General features: G+C 35.7%; 22 protein-coding genes and 2 other annotated features. Of the genes, 3 read left to right on the top strand and 19 right to left on the bottom strand.

Annotation, left to right across the window (positions count from 1 at the left end; all coding sequences use genetic code 11):
- Window positions 1-8 precede the first annotated feature (8 nt).
- The 16 genes from obgE to BLS02_RS07675 form a co-directional block, all read right to left on the bottom strand.
- Entirely contained in the window at window positions 9-1,289 is a 1,281-nt protein-coding gene (gene obgE, locus BLS02_RS07750) for a GTPase ObgE (protein WP_092492440.1), read from the bottom strand.
- A gap of 14 nt (window positions 1,290-1,303) precedes the next feature.
- Complete coding sequence (locus tag BLS02_RS07745; RefSeq protein ID WP_092492439.1) at window positions 1,304-1,831, bottom strand: Spo0B domain-containing protein; 528 nt, start codon at window positions 1,829-1,831, stop codon at window positions 1,304-1,306.
- Between the two features lie 163 nt (window positions 1,832-1,994).
- A complete protein-coding gene (gene rpmA / locus BLS02_RS07740; protein WP_092492438.1) occupies window positions 1,995-2,285 on the bottom strand; it encodes a 50S ribosomal protein L27 in 291 nt (96 codons plus the stop codon).
- 14 nt (window positions 2,286-2,299) lie between these two features.
- A complete protein-coding gene (locus BLS02_RS07735; protein WP_092492437.1) occupies window positions 2,300-2,629 on the bottom strand; it encodes a ribosomal-processing cysteine protease Prp in 330 nt (109 codons plus the stop codon).
- Window positions 2,630-2,641: 12 nt separating this feature from the next.
- The gene (rplU, locus tag BLS02_RS07730) at window positions 2,642-2,950 is read right to left on the bottom strand and encodes a 50S ribosomal protein L21 (protein ID WP_092492436.1); all 309 of its coding nucleotides are present in this window, start codon (window positions 2,948-2,950) and stop codon (window positions 2,642-2,644) included.
- A gap of 14 nt (window positions 2,951-2,964) precedes the next feature.
- Window positions 2,965-3,040 (bottom strand) — a sequence feature (ribosomal protein L21 leader region).
- Window positions 3,041-3,108: 68 nt separating this feature from the next.
- A complete protein-coding gene (locus BLS02_RS07725) occupies window positions 3,109-3,975 on the bottom strand; it encodes a site-2 protease family protein (protein WP_092492435.1) in 867 nt (288 codons plus the stop codon).
- Window positions 3,962-4,729, bottom strand: coding sequence for a M23 family metallopeptidase (locus tag BLS02_RS07720; protein WP_092492434.1), 768 nt, complete (start codon window positions 4,727-4,729; stop codon window positions 3,962-3,964). Before BLS02_RS07720 ends, BLS02_RS07725 begins: the two co-directional genes overlap by 14 nt.
- Window positions 4,730-4,936: 207 nt before the next feature.
- Window positions 4,937-5,734, bottom strand: coding sequence for a septum site-determining protein MinD (gene minD / locus BLS02_RS07715; RefSeq protein WP_092492433.1), 798 nt, complete (start codon window positions 5,732-5,734; stop codon window positions 4,937-4,939).
- Window positions 5,727-6,413 (bottom strand): septum site-determining protein MinC, encoded by a 687-nt coding sequence (gene minC / locus BLS02_RS07710; RefSeq protein ID WP_092492432.1) that lies wholly within the window; start codon window positions 6,411-6,413, stop codon window positions 5,727-5,729. The genes minD and minC overlap by 8 nt, the downstream gene beginning before the upstream one ends.
- A gap of 31 nt (window positions 6,414-6,444) precedes the next feature.
- Entirely contained in the window at window positions 6,445-6,984 is a 540-nt protein-coding gene (gene mreD, locus BLS02_RS07705; RefSeq protein ID WP_092492431.1) for a rod shape-determining protein MreD, read from the bottom strand.
- Window positions 6,984-7,865, bottom strand: coding sequence for a rod shape-determining protein MreC (gene mreC / locus BLS02_RS07700; protein ID WP_092492430.1), 882 nt, complete (start codon window positions 7,863-7,865; stop codon window positions 6,984-6,986). Before mreC ends, mreD begins: the two co-directional genes overlap by 1 nt.
- Window positions 7,866-7,877: 12 nt before the next feature.
- Window positions 7,878-8,918, bottom strand: coding sequence for a rod shape-determining protein (locus tag BLS02_RS07695; RefSeq protein WP_092492429.1), 1,041 nt, complete (start codon window positions 8,916-8,918; stop codon window positions 7,878-7,880).
- Between the two features lie 238 nt (window positions 8,919-9,156).
- Window positions 9,157-9,846, bottom strand: coding sequence for a RadC family protein (gene radC, locus BLS02_RS07690; RefSeq protein WP_092492428.1), 690 nt, complete (start codon window positions 9,844-9,846; stop codon window positions 9,157-9,159).
- Window positions 9,847-10,043: 197 nt separating this feature from the next.
- Complete coding sequence (locus BLS02_RS07685) at window positions 10,044-10,985, bottom strand: SPOR domain-containing protein (protein ID WP_175559461.1); 942 nt, start codon at window positions 10,983-10,985, stop codon at window positions 10,044-10,046.
- 407 nt (window positions 10,986-11,392) lie between these two features.
- Entirely contained in the window at window positions 11,393-13,120 is a 1,728-nt protein-coding gene (locus tag BLS02_RS07680) for a sensor domain-containing diguanylate cyclase (protein ID WP_092492426.1), read from the bottom strand.
- Between the two features lie 138 nt (window positions 13,121-13,258).
- Complete coding sequence (locus BLS02_RS07675) at window positions 13,259-14,542, bottom strand: bifunctional folylpolyglutamate synthase/dihydrofolate synthase (RefSeq protein WP_092492425.1); 1,284 nt, start codon at window positions 14,540-14,542, stop codon at window positions 13,259-13,261.
- Between the two features lie 83 nt (window positions 14,543-14,625).
- Between BLS02_RS07675 and BLS02_RS07670 the strand changes: the two genes are divergently transcribed.
- A complete protein-coding gene (locus BLS02_RS07670; RefSeq protein WP_092492424.1) occupies window positions 14,626-15,534 on the top strand; it encodes an ATP-grasp domain-containing protein in 909 nt (302 codons plus the stop codon).
- Window positions 15,531-16,397 carry an ATP-grasp domain-containing protein gene (locus BLS02_RS07665; RefSeq protein WP_092492423.1) on the top strand — a complete coding sequence of 289 codons (867 nt, stop codon included), beginning with the start codon at window positions 15,531-15,533 and terminating at the stop codon, window positions 16,395-16,397. Before BLS02_RS07670 ends, BLS02_RS07665 begins: the two co-directional genes overlap by 4 nt.
- A 16-nt stretch (window positions 16,398-16,413) precedes the next feature.
- On the opposite strand, the gene BLS02_RS07660 is transcribed toward BLS02_RS07665, so the two are convergent.
- Window positions 16,414-19,059 carry a valine--tRNA ligase gene (locus BLS02_RS07660; protein ID WP_175559483.1) on the bottom strand — a complete coding sequence of 882 codons (2,646 nt, stop codon included), beginning with the start codon at window positions 19,057-19,059 and terminating at the stop codon, window positions 16,414-16,416.
- Between the two features lie 57 nt (window positions 19,060-19,116).
- Window positions 19,117-19,345: a binding site (T-box leader), on the bottom strand.
- 117 nt (window positions 19,346-19,462) lie between these two features.
- Here BLS02_RS07660 and BLS02_RS07655 point away from each other — a divergent pair.
- The gene (locus tag BLS02_RS07655; RefSeq protein WP_092492421.1) at window positions 19,463-19,651 is read left to right on the top strand and encodes a hypothetical protein; all 189 of its coding nucleotides are present in this window, start codon (window positions 19,463-19,465) and stop codon (window positions 19,649-19,651) included.
- Here the strand turns inward: BLS02_RS07655 and BLS02_RS07650 are convergent.
- Both BLS02_RS07650 and BLS02_RS07645 read right to left on the bottom strand, forming a co-directional pair.
- On the bottom strand, window positions 19,648-20,658 hold the full coding sequence (locus BLS02_RS07650) for a protein kinase family protein (RefSeq protein WP_092492420.1): 1,011 nt from the start codon (window positions 20,656-20,658) through the stop codon (window positions 19,648-19,650). The genes BLS02_RS07655 and BLS02_RS07650 overlap by 4 nt on opposite strands.
- Before the next feature lie 63 nt (window positions 20,659-20,721).
- On the bottom strand, window positions 20,722-21,720 hold the full coding sequence (locus BLS02_RS07645; protein ID WP_092492419.1) for a LysM peptidoglycan-binding domain-containing protein: 999 nt from the start codon (window positions 21,718-21,720) through the stop codon (window positions 20,722-20,724).
- Window positions 21,721-22,168: the final 448 nt, after the last annotated feature.

The raw sequence follows: 22,168 nt of genomic DNA, 5'->3' as shown, positions 1-22,168 counted from the left end.
TACTATGCCTACTCAATAAATTCGAACTCAAAATCCATAATTCGAATGGTGTCACCGTCTTTAGCTCCACGTTTCCGTAGAGCGTCGTCAACACCCATTCCGCGTATTTGCCTAGAAAAACGCTGTACCGCTTCATCTTTGGCAAAATCAGTCATTTTAAATAATTTTTCTATTTTAGTACCTGACAACACATATGCACCATCAGAATCTCGCGTAATCGTAAATGGAGTTTCTTCTTTTTTATACCGATAGACAACCTTTTCATCAACATCTTCTATCACATTAGAATGCTTAGGTATCTTATCCAATGTGTCTGCAATTTCAAACAAAATGTCTCGCAATCCATCTTTCGTTAATGCAGAGATAGAATGGACGGGATATTCATCTGTTAATTTCGCTTTAAATTCCTGTAAGTTTTCCTCAGCACCAGGCATGTCCATCTTATTAGCTGCAATAATTTGTGGTCTTTCCATCAACTGTTTATCATATTCTTCTAACTCCTGATTAATCTTCACAAAATCATCGTATGGATCTCTGCCTTCAAAACTAGACATATCAACCACATGTAAAATTACTCGAGTACGCTCAACATGACGTAAGAATTGATGACCCAATCCAATCCCCTCATGGGCACCTTCAATTAAACCTGGTAAATCAGCCATCACAAAACTCCGATTATCTGCTGTATCAACGACTCCAAGGTTTGGCGCTAACGTTGTAAAGTGATAGTCAGCTATCTTAGGTTTTGCAGCACTAACTACTGATAATAATGTAGACTTTCCAACGCTTGGAAAACCGACTAATCCCACATCTGCAAGTAATTTTAATTCCACTTTAATATTACGTTCCTGACCAGGCTCACCGTTTTCTGCTATCTCTGGTGCAGGATTCCTTGGAGTAGCAAAACGAGAATTCCCACGTCCTCCACGGCCTCCATTAGCGATCACAGCTTCTTGACCATGTGTGGTTAAATCTGCAATCACTTCTTTTGATTCCTCATCAACTACCGTTGTGCCAGGCGGTACAGCTATAATTAATGGGTTTGCATTTTTACCGTGCTGATTTTGACTCATCCCATTCTCACCGCGCTTTGCTTTAAAATGACGGTTATATCGGAAGTCCATTAATGTGTTAAGTCCTTCATCAACTTTAAAAACAACATTGCCGCCATTGCCTCCATCACCACCTGCAGGTCCACCTAAAGGGACATACTTTTCTCTACGATATGCCACAAGGCCATTTCCGCCATCCCCTGCTTTAACATATACACTAACCTGATCTACAAACATTATTGCTCACCTCATTAGTATGGGATATTAACTAAACACACGATTCCATCTGAATCCTGATGTGTCTCTATAACCAGTTCCATACTTTCTATATTTTTCATTAACTTTTCAATATTAGGTAAATTGCCATTAACATTAAGTTTTAATTCTATCATAGATGATGAAGACACTTCACACATTTGTAAACACACTTCATATAATTCTGTTTCATCAGCCATATCTTTAATCTCGTTCATAAGCTGACTAGTGCTACTTACCAACGCTTCATCTATATGCTTTAAGTCTTTATTCTCTGTATGTATATGATATGTCAAAAGAAAATTGGTATGTAGGGAATCGAATTGAATTAATGATAATGCAAACAATGGCACATTTAAATTAACTAGTTTCCGTTCTTCATCCAAGAGCTGCAGATATTCTGCAATTTTCGCGTTTACCTTGTCTGTCTTACCCATACTTGAATAACCTTGGATAATCTGTAGGTGGTTCAGTAAATCATGGCGATAATGGCGCAGAATCTCTATAACATCCTTTTCCTCCATATTTCTCCCCCCGATAGTAAAGAAAGTATACCATTAAAAAACTTGGATTGTCGCCAAGTGACGTAAACCTTAATTGCACTTATGCAGCATGGAAGTATTTATACTTTCTTAACTGCTAAAAAAAACTCCAACCATGAAATTGGCTGGAGTTTTTAAATACCTATTAAGCTTCCTGGGCAACAGGATATACACTCACTTTTTTGCGATCACGACCATAGCGTTCGAATTTAACGATACCATCGATTTTTGCAAATAATGTGTCATCTCCACCGCGGCCTACGTTAACACCAGGATAAATTTTTGTCCCGCGTTGACGGAATAAAATAGATCCACCAGTAACAACCTGGCCATCCGCACGTTTTGCACCAAGACGTTTCGATTCTGAATCACGACCGTTCTTAGTACTACCTGCACCTTTTTTCTGAGAGAAAAACTGTAAATCTAGACGTAGCATGTTGTTGCACCTCCTTATTTACTTTGAATAGTAACAAACTTGCTATACTCACGTTCTATGGTTTCTAATGAAATAAACATACCTTCGAACAAAAGTTGAACTTTATCCGAAACAGCCTTATCCAACTGATCAGGAACAGTTACACAAAGATATCCACCTTCATCTCCCTGTTCGATCTCAAGCTCTGCTTCAGACAGTTCCATAACTGCATTTACTGCACCAAATGATACAGCCGAAACTCCTGCACAAACTAAATCATAGCCATACGGACCACTGTCTGCATGTCCGGATAATTCAAACATGGTAATTTGATTATTATTTCGATATACAGTTACATTAATCATAAGCCAAAACCTTTATGCGTTAATTTTATCAATAACTAATTTTGTGTATGGCTGACGATGACCTTGTTTACGGTGATAGTTTTTCTTTGGCTTATATTTGAAAACAGTTATCTTTTTCTTACGACCCTGTTTCTCAACTTTTGCCGTTACTGTTGCACCACTTACATATGGCGCACCTACTTTAACATCATCTCCACCTACGAAAAGAACATTTTCAAAAGTAACAGCTTCATTTGCATCTGCTTCTACTTTTTCAACGTAGATTTCTTGTCCTTCTTCAACTTTCACTTGCTTACCGCCTGTTTCAATAATTGCGTACATATCTTGCACCTCCCTAATCAACTAAGACTCGCCATTACAGGTACCCGACATTTCGAGTTTATAACCTGCTCTGCGCGGTTGTAGCACTGGCGCTACGATGTTTAACGTATTGATGTTACCACGTTTGGGAAACATTTGTCAAGCTACCGCATAGAAAATCACCCTGAAAGATGACTTGTAATTTCACCAATTTGCTTACTGTAATTTCTCTCATGAAAATAACTGTGCAAACAATCCATCTCATCAATAGATTCCCGAATATTTCCAGGAAATGTAACATATATAGAATGTCTCTTTTCTCGATAAAAATTACTGAATACATCCATCAAAAAAATATGATGTGATACTTCTATGGGGCGATCCCCCTTTATATAAGACTCACCGTGATATCGTCGCAACAAAAAGCGAATGAAAACATAATAACGCTGTTTCCAGTCTGACCTATTTTCAACAAGTAAAAATAGAAATAGCATAAAAGCACTAAGTGTGAACGGGATGAAAAGTAATTGTACGACTAAGAATATAATACAAGTACATATTGAAAAAATAATAACATAATCGTACGCCTTACGATACGGTAATAATGCTGAAAGAATCTGGAATAATAGCTTACCACCATCCAAAGGCCAAAGCGGCAGTAAATTAAATAATAGTATTGCACTATTATAAAAGAATGCCAACTCGATAATCGAAGATGGTACTATACTATTTGCAGACAAAAATAATAGCAGCACATAGATGAATAAATGTTGAAATGGCCCTGCAATGGTAACCATTATTTCCTCAGACAAGGGGCTTGTCCCATTCTCGTCGGTATCCATTACACCACCAAAAACCCATAACATAATTCCTCTAATACGCCACTTAAACACTTTAGCCATTATGAAATGACCAAATTCATGGAATAATACAATTCCTAATATAATCATTAATTCTATGAATGTACCAGTCAGAAATGAAACGATAATAAATATTAATAATATCGGATGAATGTGTATTGCAGGAATAAATCTACGGAGAGTCATCAACTTTAATCACCTGTACAGGATCCACATATTCATTATCTTTTTCAATTGCGAAATAAACCATTTCATTGTCTGCAGATGGTGTGAATTTTCCTAGATCTTCATTTTTATTCACAAACTGATACAAGTGAACATCAACGGCACTTAAATATCCATAAATCGTTTTGCTGTTATCTGCATGCTGGACAATTACTGTCTTATCAGTCTCTTTATCATTTCCCGCAAATATAACCACGCCTTCACGTAAAGATGATATATTCGACGCTTTTTCAGGTGCTATCAGAATTCCAGTACCGTTTGCTTGAAATGATTCTGACACACTTCCCGAAACAGGTAAAGCAAGTGATTGTCCTTCATCTGCATTTTGATTCTGATTTGGTGCCAATGCCATTGGCGCTCCAAATGTTTCCTGATACCATTGATTGACGCTAGCAAAAGGAAATTCTTCAGTTAAGGCATTGCCTGTCCACTTTTTGGGCCCTATTAATAATTCTGCATCAGTTTGGAACAACAGGGCTGTACCAAAGAAAAGCATTACTGAAAGAATTCCCTTGACAGCAAATCCAGAAACACGCTGACTAGTATTTTTTGACGTACTGGTGTTGTCGGTGAAAATAGGGAAATAGCCATGTTTCTCTTCTTCCTGTGGAAAAGATGGCAAGAATTGCTTTGAATGTTTATCTTTTGGATTCAATCCTCGCATTTTTTTCCGTTGATTAATTGATTTTCTTACTTTTTTAATCCCTTTATTCATTATCCTCACAACCCTCATCATGCTTTTGTACAAGTCTATGTGCAAAAGGTTAAGGATATGTTAAGAATAATAGTAGAATTCTTCGAACGGGATTAGAATGATGTGACAATCTTGATAGGGAAACCATTTAAAATTAATTTCCTATCTTTTAGATAAAAAAACATGCAAAAAACCTATATGTGGCTTTTCACATGTAAAAATTTTATATTATGAGCGCATTCCGAAGAAACTTTTAACCTTTTGAAACACGCCTTTTTCAACTTCAAGTGACTGTAGTGGAACAGTCTCACCTAATATTCGCCGAGCAATATTTCGATATGCAATTGATGCCTTTGAATTTGGCTGAAAAGCAACAGGTTCACCGTGATTTGACGCTTTAATAACTTCATCATCATCAATCACAATACCTATTAAGTCGATAGATAAAATTTGAATAATATCATCTATATCTAACATATCTCCGCTTTTCATCATATGATTACGAATACGGTTTATTACTAGTTTTGGAGATTCTATATCCTCTTTTTCCAATAATCCTACAATCCTGTCTGCATCTCTAACACTCGATTTCTCAGGGGTAGTTACAACAATCGCTTTATCTGCTCCAGCAATTGCATTTTGGAATCCTTGCTCTATCCCAGCCGGGCAATCAATAATAATGTAATCATATTCCTGTTTTAATTCTTCAACAATTTTCTGCATTCCTTCAGTTGTTACTGCTGTCTTATCACTAGTTTGTGCTGCAGGTAGAAGTGTTAAATGATCGAATCGCTTATCCTTTATTAATGCTTGTTTAAGTTTACAGCGTTCCTCAATAACGTCAACAATATCAAAGATTATACGATTTTCGAGTCCCATTACAACGTCAAGGTTTCTCAAACCAATATCTGTATCAATAAGACAAACCTTGTTCTCCATTAAAGCCAAAGCAGTACCGATATTTGCAGTTGTGGTTGTTTTACCAACTCCTCCTTTACCAGAAGTTATTACTATTGATTCACCCATTCTGCATTCTCCTTTCAAACCCGCTTATCTCTTTTCGTTTATGTGAAAGAACTTGAAGTCGGTCAATAACAATCTTATCCTGTTTCTCATCAATCAGACCACATTCCATATAAACTCCCTCAGATTCATAATCTGGAGCTCGGCTAATATAATCTGCTATACGAAGTTGACTAGGTTTCATATATGATGCAGCAATTACTGCATCACGATCACCATTTAGTCCAGCATGCGCGATTCCTCTAAGACTGCCCATAATGAAAATATTGCCTGTTGTAACTACTTTACCACCAGGATTCACATCACCTATCAGCAGCAGGTCTCCAACCACTTCTAAAACCTGGCCCGACCTTACTATTCTATTAATTGATTTGATTTCACTATCCTCTTTCCAAGTTATTGCCTCATCCCTGCGAATGACTTCTGAATCAAAGGATTGTATAGAGAAACGGTTTTTATTACCTATCAAATCACTTAACTGTTTTTTTTGCTTATCATTAAGGTATCTGTTCCCTAACTTCACTGTTACAGATACCACTGGTTCATCATGGCTGGGATTATTCTCTGCAAGTTTATCACTTAGTTCATCCATAACCTCTTCAAACGACGCTTGATCCTCAATGAATAATGTTAGTCCGTCCTTTGTACCCTTAATGATTATCATTTGTTTCTTATCAATCACAATAAGCTCACCTCAATAATTTACCTAGACATTAAAATGTAGTATTTGTAGATAATTGTTCATTTCTCCAGCTGCTAAGTTTTTTTAACATAATCGGATATAATGCGGCTAAAAACACGATATTGGCAATTACTGTTGGTGCCATTCGATAAATTAGATAATCCTTCCATATCATATCTGATATTCCAACTACAGTATAGATAGCATTAATAAAAACTTCACACAATATCAACCCTATCATTCCAAGTAGTAGGCTTACAAAGAAATTAGCATGAAGCATTTTCGTAAGTCCGTGAATAATGTATATTACCAAGGCATAGGAGAACATATAGACACCTAAAACTCCTGTGTAGACAATATCAATTAACAAACCAAATAATAATCCATACAAAACGGAAAAATATGTGTTTTCTCTATCATAGAAAATAGTTAGAAACAACAGAAATACAAAGACCCAATGGGGCACTATTACCAAGTCACTATTCGCTAGCGAAACAGGTAATAATTCCAGTGCAACACCTTCTAATACAAGAAATAAAAAGAGGATAAGGGGAATAATTATTCGCTTCATTACTCATTATCCTCCTCGGTATCTTTGGATGTTTCATCTTCAGCGAGAGCACGATTAACAACAATCACATTATTAATCTCATACATGTCTGCTGCTGGTTCGATTAGAGCAGTTCGTGTTAAACCATATTGGTCAGGCTTAACCTCTTTAACTGTTCCTATTGGCAATCCAGCCGGAAATACTCCGCCCATACCAGAAGAAACAACTAATTCTCCTTTTTCAATATCTTTATTAGACTCCTCGATAATTTTAAATAATAAATTATTCGATTCATCATCATATTCTTCAATCAGCCCAAAAATATCATTGCTTTCTTCTTGAGAAATAGTTGCTGATATCCGGTTAAATTGATCAAAGCCCGAAAGCAATTTAACAGTTGATGTAAATTGCGAAACAGTCTGTATTTTACCAACCATACCTTCTGCTGTAATGACTGCCATATTTTCTTTTACGCCATCTTGTATTCCTTTGTTAATCGTTACTTGTTCAATCCACTGTTCAGGAGATCTGGACATTACAGTTGCCTGAATCGGATTGTAATCTTGAATAGATTTTGTTTTATTAAGTGTTTCACGTAGTTCGTCATTGTCTTCTTTTATTTCCTGCACTTCATAAACCAAACTTTTATATTGAGCTAATTTTTCTCGTAATAGCTGATTCTCATTATACGTATTCTTAATGTCATCAATATTTGTAAAAATAGTCGTTACATAGTTTACTGGAGTGTGTATTATATTTTGCGCCCATCCTACCGTATCTTTTATAAACTGCTCTGGTGTCGAAAGATTATCTCTATCCCTTAAGGAAAAACCTATCATTGCAACAAGAATAATAATTCCAATTAATAGAATGAACAATCTTTTTTTTTGAAAAATTGGCATGAAAACACCTACTTACTCAATAGTAGGACGAGATGATACATTCGGATGGGATCGAAAGTGTTGAATGTATTCCAATGATTTACCTGTCCCAATTGCTACACTATCCAGAGGGTCTTCTGTAACAAAAACAGGCATTTTTGTCTCATCACTAATTATTTTGTCTAAGTTTCTTAAAAGAGATCCTCCGCCAGATAAAACAATTCCGCGATCCATTATATCTGCAGCTAATTCAGGAGGTGTTTTCTCCAATGTGTTTTTGACTGCATCAATAATGGCCTGAACTGTATCATTTAGGGAAACAGCTATTTCTTTTGCTGTTATCGAGATTGTCTTCGGTAGACCTGTTAATAAATCACGACCTCTTATATCCATTTCGATATCTTCGGTAATTTCTCCTGCAGTTCCAATATCCATTTTAATCGATTCTGCAGAGCGCTCACCTATCATCAAATTATAATGTTTGCGAATATAATTGGTGATTGACTCATCCATGTCATCACCTGCTGTTCGAATCGATCGACTCGTCACAATTCCACCAAGTGAAATAACAGCAACTTCAGTAGTACCTCCACCAATATCAACAATCATACTGCCTGTTGGTTCCCATACAGGTAATCCTGCACCTATAGCTGCTGCAAATGGCTCAGCAATAGGGTAAGCATCCTTCGCACCAGCTTGTTTTGTCGCATCAATAACTGCGCGTTCTTCAACCATTGTTATACCAGATGGCACACAGATCATTACATTTGGCTTTCTAGCAAACATGGACCTATTTCGCATGGCTTTTTTTATATAATACTTCATCATTACTGCAGTAGTGTCGTAGTCCGCAATTACACCATCTTTCATTGGTCGAACAACAGAAATATTTCCAGGAGTCCGTCCAATCATATTTCTTGCTGCACTTCCCACAGCTTCGATTTCACCTGTTTGAATATTCTTCGCAACTACTGTTGGTTCGCGAACAACAACACCTTTTCCTTTTACGAATACAAGTGTATTTGCAGTACCTAAATCTATTCCTAAATCCTGTGAAAAACTAAATCCTCCCAAAGAAATCTCCCTTTCAAATAACAAATTCGTTAGTTGTATGTAGCTTTACTATATCTATTTAGCTTTAGTGTTGCAATATAACTTCAACTCATAATTTTAAACATTTTTATAACTTAAAGTAAACATCTTTATCCATTAAGATAATTATAATAAGCGCCAATTTCAATAAAAATCCGGAAACTGGCGCCAACTTTTACTTCTATACAATTATACGAAAAAAATTAAAAAATAGATAGTGTTATAAGTATCCTTTTTCTTTTAAAGAGACAAATTTACGATCACCAATAACCAAATGGTCGAGAAGTTCTATACCTATCATCTTTCCTGATTCAACTAATCGTCTAGTAACATGTATATCTTCCTGGGATGGGGCTGGATCTCCGGAGGGATGATTGTGAGCACAAATAATTGAAGCTGCAGAGCGTTTGACGGCTTCTCTATACACTTCACGCGGATGTACGATCGAAGCATTCAAACTTCCGATAAAAATAGTTTGACGATGAATGATTTGGTTTTTAGTATTTAAAAATAATACAACAAAATGTTCCTGATTCAGGTTTCTCATCTCTTCCATGACATAATCTGCTCCATCTTCTGGAGACCGAATAATATATCGTTCATTCGGCTTATATTGGTTCATTCGTCTCCCTAACTCCATTGCTGAAAGCAGTAATACGCCTTTAGCTTCTCCGATACCTTTAATCGCTGTCAGTTCCTCAATCGTAGCGTCTTTAAGCAGGTTTAACCCCTCAAAGTGCATTAAGACACGATTGGATAATGTCATTACTGATTCGTCTTTTGTCCCACTTCCAAGCAATATTGCGAGTAGCTCCTGGTTAGACAAATGACTTGAACCTAATTTAAGCAGTCGTTCACGTGGACGATCTTCCTTAGGTACATCCTTAATCATAATAGTCGATGAAGTCATCAACAGTCCTCCTTTGTTAAGATAAATTCATATTATCTATTTATTCAAATTTGAACAACTTAACAAAAAACCATTTTCGGACTCATTTCATCGCCTATTTTTCAAATTATACTACAAGAAAATTTATCTTTACACTTAAGAAATCATGCTAAAATGCAAAACCGACTATTTGTCTTATTTTTTGAATCCCTGTATAGTTAATTCACTAAAAGATTAAATTGATACCATAAATTTAACAACAAACGCTGTTCTTGCCATTTGTTTGCTTTAACCAGTTCAGAAATCTCTTTTTTTAGAAAAGTGGTAAATTCACTAATGTTTTTTGAATCATCGGGTATAGTATTTACAATATTTGCCCACCCATCTTCTGATAAGTTTTCATTCTTGTTCACTGAAGCCAATGATTCAGTCCATTGTTTATTATAAGCCTTGAGCCAGCTGATTTCATCTTCAGTTAGTTTAATTTCACTTGATTCTGTACCCCAGTTCTTCACAAAAACCTCTAATTGATTTTCGCTGAGCTCATTAGCTAGTTGATTTGCCTTATTCTTTGAGTTCGCGATTCCTGCTAAAACGTAGTAAAAATTACCTTCTAGCCAGATCATTGCAGAAAAACCAGCTTGATTGAACTTATCTTTCATTTCATTAGCATTTGCTTCATCTCCAAATTTCCCTGCCTGTAATACAAATGCATTCATTGATTGAATTTCGGCTGCTGAGATAACTTCGTCCGAAGCCGTTTCCTTATCATCATCTTCCTTGGTTGCCTCCTCATCATCTTCTACTGTGGTAGGTATAGTGTAATTTTGCTGACTAAGACCTTTATCAATATCAACAAACATGTTCAACATAAAGAAACCTAACACAGACCCAATTATGATAGCGGAAATCGAGGCAAGGATTATTGGCTTAAAAGAGCTGAATCTGGATTTTCGACCGAAGTAATGTTCATTATTACTATCTTCGCTATGTCTCCTAACAAATGTAGGTACTTCATCACCATTAGCTTCTTCCAGCGTGGCAGCAGAATAGTCTTTATTAAATTCCTTGATGGAGTATCTTTCATCTGGATGATCATCTCGTTTTAACGTTGTCTTCTTTCCACCCATCCATACTGTAATTTTATTATCTTTTACCAACCATTTCCCCTCCATGTCCGAGTTTGTTTCACTCTAGCACATGACTAGTAAAAAGTAAGGCGATTGTTGTCACTCTTTCAAAAAAACGTTCAACATAAACTGATTATTTTCTACAGAAAAAATGGGGACCTTTTGATATTAGACTGGTATTCTAAACGTTTATTTCTATTCCTATAAACAGCGACACAGACTAACGGTAACCGATTTGTAGTATTTATTGGGGCTCTCTTACCTCACAGCTAGAATATACTCTCTTTCACCGCTCCGGGCATAAAGTCGGAATCTGCTCAAGTATTTTCCAACATTATGTCACAGTTTTTATCAACTATGTCTAAGATTATTGCTTGGAAAAAGCAATAATCTTTTAGAAAACATGCATTTGATTAAGTTCATCGCATAATACACGATCAGGAAGATTTGAGATCTTCATAAGCGGCAACCCGGTTTCTGCCCTTTCTTTTTGCTCCTATATACATAGCACGATCTGCATGACGAATTAATTCACTTGGTGTTTCGCAATGAATTGGAAACACAGAAATTCCAATACTGGTTGTAATAGAAACGTTTAATGGACCCGTATTATTAATAATATGCTTATGAACTGTGAATGGGCTGTCAGCAATTAAACTTCGTATGTTTTCAGCAATTTGGGTGGATTCGCTTAAACCACTGTACGGAAGAAATACAATAAACTCTTCACCGCCATAGCGTGCAATTACACCTCTTTCACCGATAAAGCTCTTAAGACTCTCCGCAATCTGACACAATATTTCATTCCCAGCTTCATGACCATAAATATCATTGACCTTCTTAAAATGGTCTATGTCTAACAATAGTAATGAAAAGTTTTCATTACTATTGTTTTCAATTAAATTATCACAGTAATCTTCCAGCAAGTTTTCCATGTACCTGAAATTATATAATTGAGTTAGCCCGTCTCGCTCACTTTGTGATTTAGTAAGTTCATAGTTTTTTGCATTTTCTAACGCAACTCCTAAATAATTAGTTAAAATGTCCATTATTTGAAAATGCAGTTTCTCAAATGCTTTTTTCTGTTTAGATTCGATTGTTACAACACCAATAATATCTTCACCATACTCAACTGCTTGTGATAATACACTTTCAGTATCTGAAGGTATTTTTCTGCTTTTCACAGTTGCCCAATCTGAAGCTCGTTTATACAAAAGGGATTTCCCTGTTGCCCAAACTTTACCGCTAAATGCTTCATTTCGTTTCAGTGAGCTAAAAGATGCTTCTGTATTATTCTCTAAGTCATAGAATTGTTCCAATTTTAATTTATTATCTTCTACTATATAAATATAGGCATAATCGATTGGCAGTAAATCACTAATTTCATTAATAAAAACGTTATATACTGAACTTAATTCCATCCGGTTTGTTAATTGGTGACCAATTTCTCCTGTTTTTTCGAGGTACCGATTAATTTCTTTGTAGGAATATAAAAGCATTAATATTACTGAGATAAATACAAATGGTATTCCTAAATAGAAGATACCTGCACGCCCAATTTCACTATAGAGTACAAATAATACAAACCCCACTGGTATAATTAATAATGATGAGATAACTTCCCACCTTAAACCTTCATCAAAAATTTTAACCTTTCTTTTATAAAATGCTTTATCTATTAATTTGTTGAAAAACTGATTTGCGATAAAGATAGTAATTGCATATCCAAATATTGCCCATACTTGCTCCTCGCTTTGGGTGAAAATCGTTTGATGATTACCCCCTAGTTGAACAAATACACCTGCACCAATTACAGATACAAGTGAGAACATTATCATATTTAATGGATAACGATAATTATCTTTCTTTCCAACGCGAGTTTTGGCTAAAACAGTGACTATTGCTATTTGAGTTAATATAATCTCGACAAATAGACCAAATGTAAGAAAAACTGCTATGCTAATCCCATTAACAAAGAAAACTGGATTGTCATTTATAGTTAAAGGAAACCAGGCAACAATACACATAAACAAAGCAAATAGCAGTATATCAATTATCTGATCTTCCATACTTACGTAATAGTAGTTATATGAAAGCCATAATATTGCTGGCCATAAAATAAACCACAGTATCCATGTTAGCTTCATTTTACCTTTAGATACCATTAGTATTTTACATCTCCTATCATTGTTAATTTTTTAACAAATGATACTTTTTATTCTATTTCTAAATCTATTCAAATCATACTAAAGACTCATAGATTAAAAACTTTCTGATAATTACATGTTACTATATTATTAAGTTTATTTCAAAATATTTCTTACATTACCAATAAAATGCAGAGAACCCGTAACAAAGTAACATACCTCATTATCCTGATCAGGAATCCCCTCTATAACCTTCTTCCAGTCGTGATTAGTCCGAACGTCTGGATGGTTTATTATTGATTGAAGTTCTTCTACAGAAGCAGCTCTAGGATGTTTAAATGTTGTCAAAGTTATAGACAAAAAATGATTACTTAAATGATCAAGCATATACTTAAGATCCTTATCTCGAAAGGCAGCAAAAATCAGATGCTTTTTCTTGTTTTTGTATATTGACTCTATCGTCTTTGTAAAAGCTCGCACACTTGCAGGGTTGTGAGCTCCATCCAATATTACAACTGGATTTGTTTGGAGCAGCTCAAACCTGCCCGGTACTTGTGTTTCATAGAGTCCATTAAGGCTTTTTTCTACATTTAAAGAAAATCCGTTAGACTCCAGAAGTTTTAGCGCCATAAGCGCCAAAGACGTATTCTTCACTTGGTGTTCGCCTTTTGTCTGGATCGAAACTTTAAGTTTTTGCTTTTGACCTTGGCTCAAAACCCATTGAAATGCTTGATAAGTTGACTCTTCATGGAGAATTGAATAGTTAAATGTTTTAGTTAGTTGATATAACGGAGCATGCTTCAATGAAGCCTCCTTCATTATAACGGACTTCGCATCATCTGACATTTCTCCTATCACTACCGGTCTATTTTCTTTAATTATCCCTGCTTTATGAGAAGCAATTGATTCGAGCGATTCACCTAAAAATGCAATATGATCTTGTTCCACATTTGTTATAATGGACAAAATGGGTTTAAAACAATTAGTTGTGTCGTCTTTCCCGCCCATTCCTGTTTCAATTAATGCAATATCAACATTTTTTTCGAAATACAGAAAAGCTGCTGCTGTCATAATTTCAAATTCCGTTGGATGGTTATTTTCAGCATCCAGCTGTTGAACAAATGGATGAACCTCATTAATTATTTCTGTGAGCACTATTTCACTAATCATGTTATTACCTTTGTAAATATGACCAGTTAGTCCATTAAGACTTGGTGAGGTAAAGACTCCAGCGTATATACCATTAGAAATTAATGCATTGTTAATATACTGTACAGTTGAGCCTTTTCCATTTGTCCCAGCAACATGAATTGCTTTGACCTTTTCCTGTGGGTTGCCGAGTAATTCCAATAGTTTATGTATTCGGTCTAATCCCGGTTTCATCCCATACTCATTTCTGCTTTGAAAAAAATTTTCTACCTGCTGAAACTGTTCAAACATTATGTACACCGCTTTTCTTTATTTTCATAGTCAATAAAGTTAGTATATCAATAATAATAAGCCATGAGAAAGGAAATCATGAATTGAACTTACACGGATGGATAATTTATAACGGATACTTACCTGGAAACAAGTTTCTTGATTTTGCTGAGTGGATTCAAGATGCTGCGCTCAAACAGAATATTTATACTGATATATATAAAAATAATGAATTGTTTACATTTTTATCGACTGATTCCCTTGATTTAATTAGTGAAAACAAAGAAAGTCTTCCTGATTTCGTGATGTTCACAGATAAGGACATCTATTTAGCAAAGCAACTCGAACTAATGGGTATTCGGGTATTTAACAGTGCTGTATCGATTGAGAAAAGTGACGACAAAATATCGACATATCAAACATTAGCTGCAAATCATTTACCTATCCCCAAAACAATTGTTGCGCCAAAGGCTTTTGTTAAGTCAGAATTGTTCAACCCTAAAGACTTTCGAGATTCTATCAACTCTTTGGGTTTTCCATTGATTCTTAAAGAGGCGTTCGGTTCATTTGGTGAACAGGTTTACTTAGTCCACTCAATGGAAGAGGCATTAGAAAAACTATTTGAGCTTCACGGAATACCGTTTATGCTTCAGGAATTTATTTCTTCAAGTCACGGAAAAGATATACGCCTGCAAGTAGTTGGTGATGAAGTAGTTGCAGCAATGACAAGGCATGCATCTAATGATTTTCGAGCAAATATTACTGCTGGAGGAACAATGAATAAATATCAACCTTCCCGTGAAGAGAAGGCAACTGCAGTAGCTGCAACAAAAGCTATCGGTGCTGATTTTGCTGGTGTAGACTTACTATTTGGTCCCGATAATAAGCCGATTATTTGTGAAATAAACTCCAATGCCCATATACGAAATATGTTTGATTGTACTGGAATCAATGTTGCTGAATATATGATTGATTATATAAAAGACACTTTAAAAATTGAGGATACCAAATGAACTTAACTGGGTGGCTAATCTATAGCAAACAAGATTCGAAACAAAATAAAGAATATATTAAGTGGTTTATTGATGAGGCAGCAATACAGGGAATAACACTTAAATTAATATTGCGAGAGGAATTAACAATTGGTGTATTCCAAAATAAACAAACGGTCCTTTGTAATAATCAGGAAGTTCAATTGCCGAATTTTGCTGTAGTACGAATAATTGAACCATTACTAAACAAAGTACTCGAATCGATGGGAATCAATGTTTTTAACTCCTCCCGAATATCGACTATATGCAATAATAAAGCATTAACACATTACCATATGGCCAAATTAAATATCCCAATGGTCGATACTATTTTTATTAAGAAAAAGAACTGCGTACAATTGCCAATCATTCCATTTCCATTTGTTGTTAAGGGGGTAAACGGCAGAGGTGGCAGGCAAGTACATTTGATCGAGGATGAGCAACAATGGGAGAGATGTATTGCTGACGATATTTCTGCACCTGAACTCATTATTCAATCAACTAAAAATGTGCAGTTAGGTAAAGATGTAAGGGTGTTTGTTGTCGGTAATCAAATTGTTGGATCTGTTATGCGGGAAAGTAACAGTGATTTTAGGTCAAACTATAAATTAGGCGGATCGGCTAAATGGTATTCATTGGATCGACATGAGATAACCGTACTAAACAAGATACTTGATTCCTTTGATTTTGGAATGGTTGGAATTGATTTCTTACTTGATACGAATGGCAAACTCCTTTTAAATGAAATTGAGGATGTTGTTGGCTCCAGAACACTCAGTTCTGTCTCTGATATAAACATACTAAATAAATATATAACCCATATTAAAGAGAGCGGAAATTCATGATTCCGCTCCAAATTATTTATGAATTTAACTCATTTAAACGTGCTTTGACTTTTGCTTGTTTTTCCAAATAATCCTGCTCTTTTTGTTTTTCCTCATCTACAACAGCTTGTGGAGCTTTATTTAGAAATCCTTCATTCGAAAGTTTTTTCTGAACCCTTACTACTTCTTTCGTCCACTTATCCAGTTCTTTCTCCAAACGTTTAATTTCTTTATCAAAGTCAATCAACCCTTCCAGTGGAAGAAACAGCTCTGCACCTGTTACAACAGCTGACATTGCTTTTTCCGGAACATCAACCTTTGTACTGATTTTTAATTCACTTGGATTACAAAAACGTTCCAAGTAATTACGGTTGTTTTCCAGTTCTGAAACAGTTGCTTCATTTTCCGCCTGGATTAACAATTTAATTTGTTTGGACATTGGTGTATCAACTTCTGCCCGAATGTTACGAACGGACTTAATTATTGAAACGAGTCTTTTCATTTCCTTCGATGCTGTTTCATTATGAAATTCCGATTTCGCTTCTGGCCATGCAGCAACTGTAATTGAGTCTCCCTGATGTGGAAGTTGCTGCCAAATTTCTTCTGTTATAAATGGCATATACGGATGAAGCATGCGCATCGTCTGATCTAATACATACGCAAGAACAGATTGAGTCATTCGTTTCTCACTCTCGTCATCACCGTACAGCGGCAGTTTAGCCATTTCAATATACCAATCACAAAGCTCATCCCAGATGAAATTGTATAAATGACGTCCGGCTTCACCAAACTCATATTTATTTGTATTTTTGGTAACTTGTTCGATCGTTTCGTTTAACCGAGTTAATATCCATTTATCTGCTAATGACTTTTCACCATTTAAATCAACATCCTCATATGTGAAACCTTCCATATTCATAAGCGAAAATCGTGATGCGTTCCATACTTTGTTTGCAAAATTCCATGTTGCCTCAACTTTTTCCCAATGGAATCGTAAATCCTGGCCAGGTGTTGAACCAGTCAACAGAAAATAACGCAGTGAATCTGCACCATATTGTTCAATAACGTCCATTGGATCTACACCATTGCCAAGTGATTTACTCATTTTGAGACCATCGGCATCACGAATCAAACCATGAATCAGTACATCTTTAAATGGTCTTTGATCTGTAAATTCTTTCGATTGGAATATCATACGTGCAACCCAGAAGAAAATAATATCATAACCAGTCACCAATACATCTGTCGGAAAGTGGCGCTTAAAATCTTCTGCATCCAGATCAGGCCAGCCCATTGTTGAAAACGGCCATAATGCTGAGGAAAACCACGTATCAAGGACATCATTGTCCTGCTCCCAATTTTCGATATCAGCAGGTGCCTCTTTTCCAACATACAGTTCATTTGTTTCCTTATGGTACCATGCAGGAATTCGATGTCCCCACCATAATTGTCTCGAAATACACCAATCACGAATGTTCTCCATCCAGTGCAGATAGGTGCGTTCAAATCGATTTGGAACAAAGTTAACTTTTTCATCACGTTGTTGCAGTTCAATTGCTTCGTCCGCCAATGGCTGCATATTTACGAACCATTGTGTTGATAAATATGGTTCAACAACTGCGCCGCTTCGTTCTGAATGGCCTACCTGGTGTATGCGTTCCTCAATATTAAAAAGCACACCCTGGTCCTGTAAGTCTTTAACGATTTGTTTACGACATTCAAAGCGATCAAGTCCTTCATATTTACCAGCATTTTCATTCATTGAGCCGTCTTCATGCATCACGAGTACCCGTTCTAAATCATGACGATTCCCAATTTCAAAATCGTTTGGATCATGTGCAGGTGTTATTTTGACAGCACCTGAACCTAACTCCATGTCAACATATTCGTCAGCCACAATTTCTATTTCACGTCCAACTATTGGCAATACTACCTTCTTACCGATTAAATGACTGTATCGATTGTCACTTGGATGTACGGCTATTGCTGTATCCCCAAGCATTGTTTCTGGTCGAGTTGTTGCAATTTCAATCGTTTCAGCACTATCCTTAATTGGATAACGCATATGATAAAATTTCCCCTGAACTTCTTCATAGATAACTTCAATATCAGAAAGTGCTGTTTTGGTATTAGGATCCCAATTGATAATATATTCGCCACGATAGATAAGATTTTTTTTATACAACGTTACAAACACTTCACGTACTGCGTCTGATAAGCCTTCATCCATTGTAAATCGCTCGCGTGAATAATCAAGTCCCAAGCCTAACTTTTCCCATTGGGCACGGATGAAGTCAGCATATTCCTCTTTCCAATCCCAAACAGTATCAAGAAACTTTTCGCGGCCTAAATCATAGCGATTTTTACCCTGTTCTTTCAATTTAGCCTCAACCTTCGCCTGTGTTGCAATACCTGCATGGTCCATTCCTGGAAGCCATAGTACATCAAAGCCCTGCATCCGCTTCATTCTTGAAATTGTATCCTGCATCGTCGTATCCCATGCATGACCTAAATGTAGCTTACCAGTTACGTTAGGCGGCGGAATAACAATTGTAAATGGTTCCTTATCTTCATCCCCAGTTGCTTCAAAGAACTTACCATTCACCCAAAAATGATACCGGTCTTTTTCAATTTCCTGTGGATTGTACTTCGATGACATCGTTGTTTTACCCTCTTCACTCATCATTAAATCCTCCCTCTTTTATTTAGTAAAATAAAACAAAAAAATCCTCTCCATCCAATAAAGGACGAAAAGGATATATTCCGTGGTACCACCTTCGTTCACAAGCAGTTAAACTTGTGCACTTGATTCGTTGATAACGGCTAACAACCGGCTCTCTTCTACTGCATTATTTCAAAGAAGCTGCATCAAGGGCGACCTTCCAAAATAATATTCCTGGGAATTTTTCACCATACATTCCCTCTCTATTAGGTAATTATCTCGTACTCTTCCCTATCATCACATTTACATATTATTATTCATTTTATCGGTTACTGAAAATAAAATCAACTATTATTATATGAATTGCACAAAACAACACTATATATACATATTATATTAAAAAAACACATATGAGGTGATAAGAGTGGCGAGATATTACCGATACAAACTGCCCCCATGGGCGAGAAACAGCATTATTGTTATTGAACGAGTAACTTTACCGATTCTAATATTTCAATTAATCCGGACAATGTTATTTCCAACTTCATTTGACGTATTTCTACTTGGCATATTAGTTGGAATATTTATCGCATTCTATCTGGAATGGATTTAAATTTCTTTATTATTATCTTTAACTGATGTTTCCTTTTCCACAAACTCGAACCATTTCAAGCCAAACGACAGCTGGCGGGAAGTATACTGCAGCTCCTTTACTTGATTAATCATCGTATCGTTCGATGGATTGTCAATATAATCTTGAATTTTCTTTATGTAAGGGTATGGATTCAATAAATAAATCGCGAGTAAATACAGTTCGCTTTTTTTCAGTATATTGTTGTTGGTATATGCTGAAAATGAATCAGTTAATTGTGACGACGATTGGTCATAGTTGCGCACAAGTTGTTTTAGTAAAATCGACAAATCCACAATAGCATTATCATAATTTGCTTTTTCCCAATTTAGTATATACGTATCATTGTGATGAAGTATATGCTCTAGGTTTAAATTCCCATGACATAGGCTATAATTCCACTCTTTATCATTCTGCATTTGACTTATAAATAAGTCAATGCAATTATTTAACACCGTGAGAACGTTGTCCATAATCCGAAAATGCGTACAAACTAATAATTCAAATGGTGACATAAATTTATATTTTTCAAACAACTCAACAAAGTACAACTCTCTTTTATATAGTTCCGCGACGTACTTCTGGTAATCGGTGAATTTGCTGATTAATGTGTCGGTCTGAATAAATTGTGTTCGCTTTGTCTTAACATGTATTTCCCCAATTGCATTATATAAATTTTTAATTAATTGCTGATGATCAAGTTTATAAGATGATAACCAAGGTGTTAAATAATAAAACGATTGATTATTTACTTCATATAATTTTGATTGCTTTGTTAAATAGACAGGCAATATACTTTGGATGTTTTGTGTATATGCTTGGTGATAAACATATTCCCATACCTCCAAATTACTTTCAGTAAGATTGCTTTGCTTTAACGCATAATAATGCTTTCCATCACTGATACGAAATAGCCTTTTCGATATCTGTTCAATTTTATATGGATGGATCCCGTATTTTTCGGCTATTTTATGAATTACTTCTTTCACACTACATTTCACCACCCTTTCAAATATATACCCCTTACTTAACGAAGCAAGGGGTATTAGCTGTTAATTTTTCTTAAAAGGAATGTACAATAATTGACCTTCTTCAAGACTATCATCACTTAGATTATTTTGTTTCACTAATTGAAGTGCTGGTATCTGATAACGTTTAGCAATTGATTCTACCGTGTCTGTATTCTGTACAATACACAACCGCATCTTAGCATATCGATCATCATCATCGCTTCTGAACATATCTGCTAAATAGCTAACATCTTTGGTTTCACTTGATCGACTTTCATAGCTTTCTTCCATATAATCAGATTCAGTATAGTTTAATGTTGAGGATTCCTGTGAACTTTCATCTTCAGGTGAACTTTCTACCGGTTCCTTCTTGAAAAATTCAGCAAGTGACTGTGACTTCTTGCTTTTCCAGCGTTCTTTTTCTGGTGATACACTCTCTTCTACTTCCGGGGATAACGTAGGCGCATTCTCCGGTGTAAACTGGCTATCTGGTTCAGAAGCTTCATTTTCTGCTTTAATATCAAACTCAAACGTTTCCTCTTCCCGTGGTGGTAAAAATTCATTACCAGTTTCTATTACTTTTCCAGGTGCAACCTCGGTTTGATCGCTAATCCCATGTATTTCAATTCTTGAGCTTAATTTAAGTTGACTCTGATTTGGTATTTCATAATCAAAGGATTCAATGTTCACCGTCACATCGTTTAAGTCTGCAACACGATATGTTGGAACAGAAATTTCAACTGGGAAACGGTGAGTAAACTCTGACTGGCCGTTATCCAGTTCTACCACTTTCTCAACATAACGTCTAGAATGGTAATCATCAAAATCTAATGTATCTTCAGCCTCTACGTTTGAAAATACTTCCTTTTGATATGAACCTTGAAGTTCAATTACTCCTCGAATCGAAATAAAATCGTTAAATGGCTGGATAGAAATTTCCGGGTCCAATGAAATTCCCAGCATTTCTGCAACTTCCTGTCCTTCTTCAAAATAAAGCGATTCATTTAAATCAAAGCTGAATACTTCCCGATTATTTGACAAATGACTTCCTCCCTTCAACATATATTCCATATGCTTATATGTCTTATTTCAACTATATGAAATATAAACAGAGGATATGCTTATACCTATTAGAAAACTTGCCTTATCGAAAAAGGAGGATTTTAATAAAGGGTAAATTTCATTCTTAGAACCCTCTTACACTTTGGAGTGCAAGCTTAAGTTACTTATGCAATAAGAAAGTATTTATTAAGTGCTAAAAAAAGAGGTCGGGACAAAAGCGTTTAAGTCAAAGTAAAATCCGAACTATAATTCAAAATTCTTGAAATAGAATTCGAATTAGTCCGGATTTATTTTTTTGATTAGATATAAACTGCGAAATACTTTTTAAAAAGTTTGAGTGCTATTATGCCGCTCCGGAAATACACTTCGCGCAGAAAAAAGAAAATCGACGAAACCGCCACTTTGCGCGGAAACGTCGACCCACCAG

The organism is Virgibacillus salinus (genome assembly GCF_900102415.1).
GTDB lineage: Bacteria > Bacillota > Bacilli > Bacillales > Amphibacillaceae > Lentibacillus > Lentibacillus subterraneus.
Note: the sequence above shows the minus strand (reverse complement) of the source record. Positions and strands in the feature narration are given on the sequence as shown.

What these genes read in the sequence shown, in the direction of transcription:
- BLS02_RS07660 (WP_175559483.1), bottom strand. Translation starts at nt 19,059, where the DNA reads ATGAGTGAAGAGGGTAAAACAACGATGTCATCGAAGTACAATCCACAG.
- obgE (WP_092492440.1), bottom strand. Translation starts at nt 1,289, where the DNA reads ATGTTTGTAGATCAGGTTAGTGTATATGTTAAAGCAGGGGATGGCGGA.
- BLS02_RS07735 (WP_092492437.1), bottom strand. Translation starts at nt 2,629, where the DNA reads ATGATTAATGTAACTGTATATCGAAATAATAATCAAATTACCATGTTT.
- minD (WP_092492433.1), bottom strand. Translation starts at nt 5,734, where the DNA reads ATGGGTGAATCAATAGTAATAACTTCTGGTAAAGGAGGAGTTGGTAAA.
- rplU (WP_092492436.1), bottom strand. Translation starts at nt 2,950, where the DNA reads ATGTACGCAATTATTGAAACAGGCGGTAAGCAAGTGAAAGTTGAAGAA.
- BLS02_RS07665 (WP_092492423.1), top strand. Translation starts at nt 15,531, where the DNA reads ATGAACTTAACTGGGTGGCTAATCTATAGCAAACAAGATTCGAAACAA.
- mreC (WP_092492430.1), bottom strand. Translation starts at nt 7,865, where the DNA reads ATGCCAATTTTTCAAAAAAAAAGATTGTTCATTCTATTAATTGGAATT.
- rpmA (WP_092492438.1), bottom strand. Translation starts at nt 2,285, where the DNA reads ATGCTACGTCTAGATTTACAGTTTTTCTCTCAGAAAAAAGGTGCAGGT.
- BLS02_RS07675 (WP_092492425.1), bottom strand. Translation starts at nt 14,542, where the DNA reads ATGTTTGAACAGTTTCAGCAGGTAGAAAATTTTTTTCAAAGCAGAAAT.
- BLS02_RS07680 (WP_092492426.1), bottom strand. Translation starts at nt 13,120, where the DNA reads ATGGTATCTAAAGGTAAAATGAAGCTAACATGGATACTGTGGTTTATT.
- mreD (WP_092492431.1), bottom strand. Translation starts at nt 6,984, where the DNA reads ATGAAGCGAATAATTATTCCCCTTATCCTCTTTTTATTTCTTGTATTA.
- radC (WP_092492428.1), bottom strand. Translation starts at nt 9,846, where the DNA reads ATGACTTCATCGACTATTATGATTAAGGATGTACCTAAGGAAGATCGT.
- BLS02_RS07720 (WP_092492434.1), bottom strand. Translation starts at nt 4,729, where the DNA reads ATGAATAAAGGGATTAAAAAAGTAAGAAAATCAATTAATCAACGGAAA.
- BLS02_RS07745 (WP_092492439.1), bottom strand. Translation starts at nt 1,831, where the DNA reads ATGGAGGAAAAGGATGTTATAGAGATTCTGCGCCATTATCGCCATGAT.
- BLS02_RS07725 (WP_092492435.1), bottom strand. Translation starts at nt 3,975, where the DNA reads ATGACTCTCCGTAGATTTATTCCTGCAATACACATTCATCCGATATTA.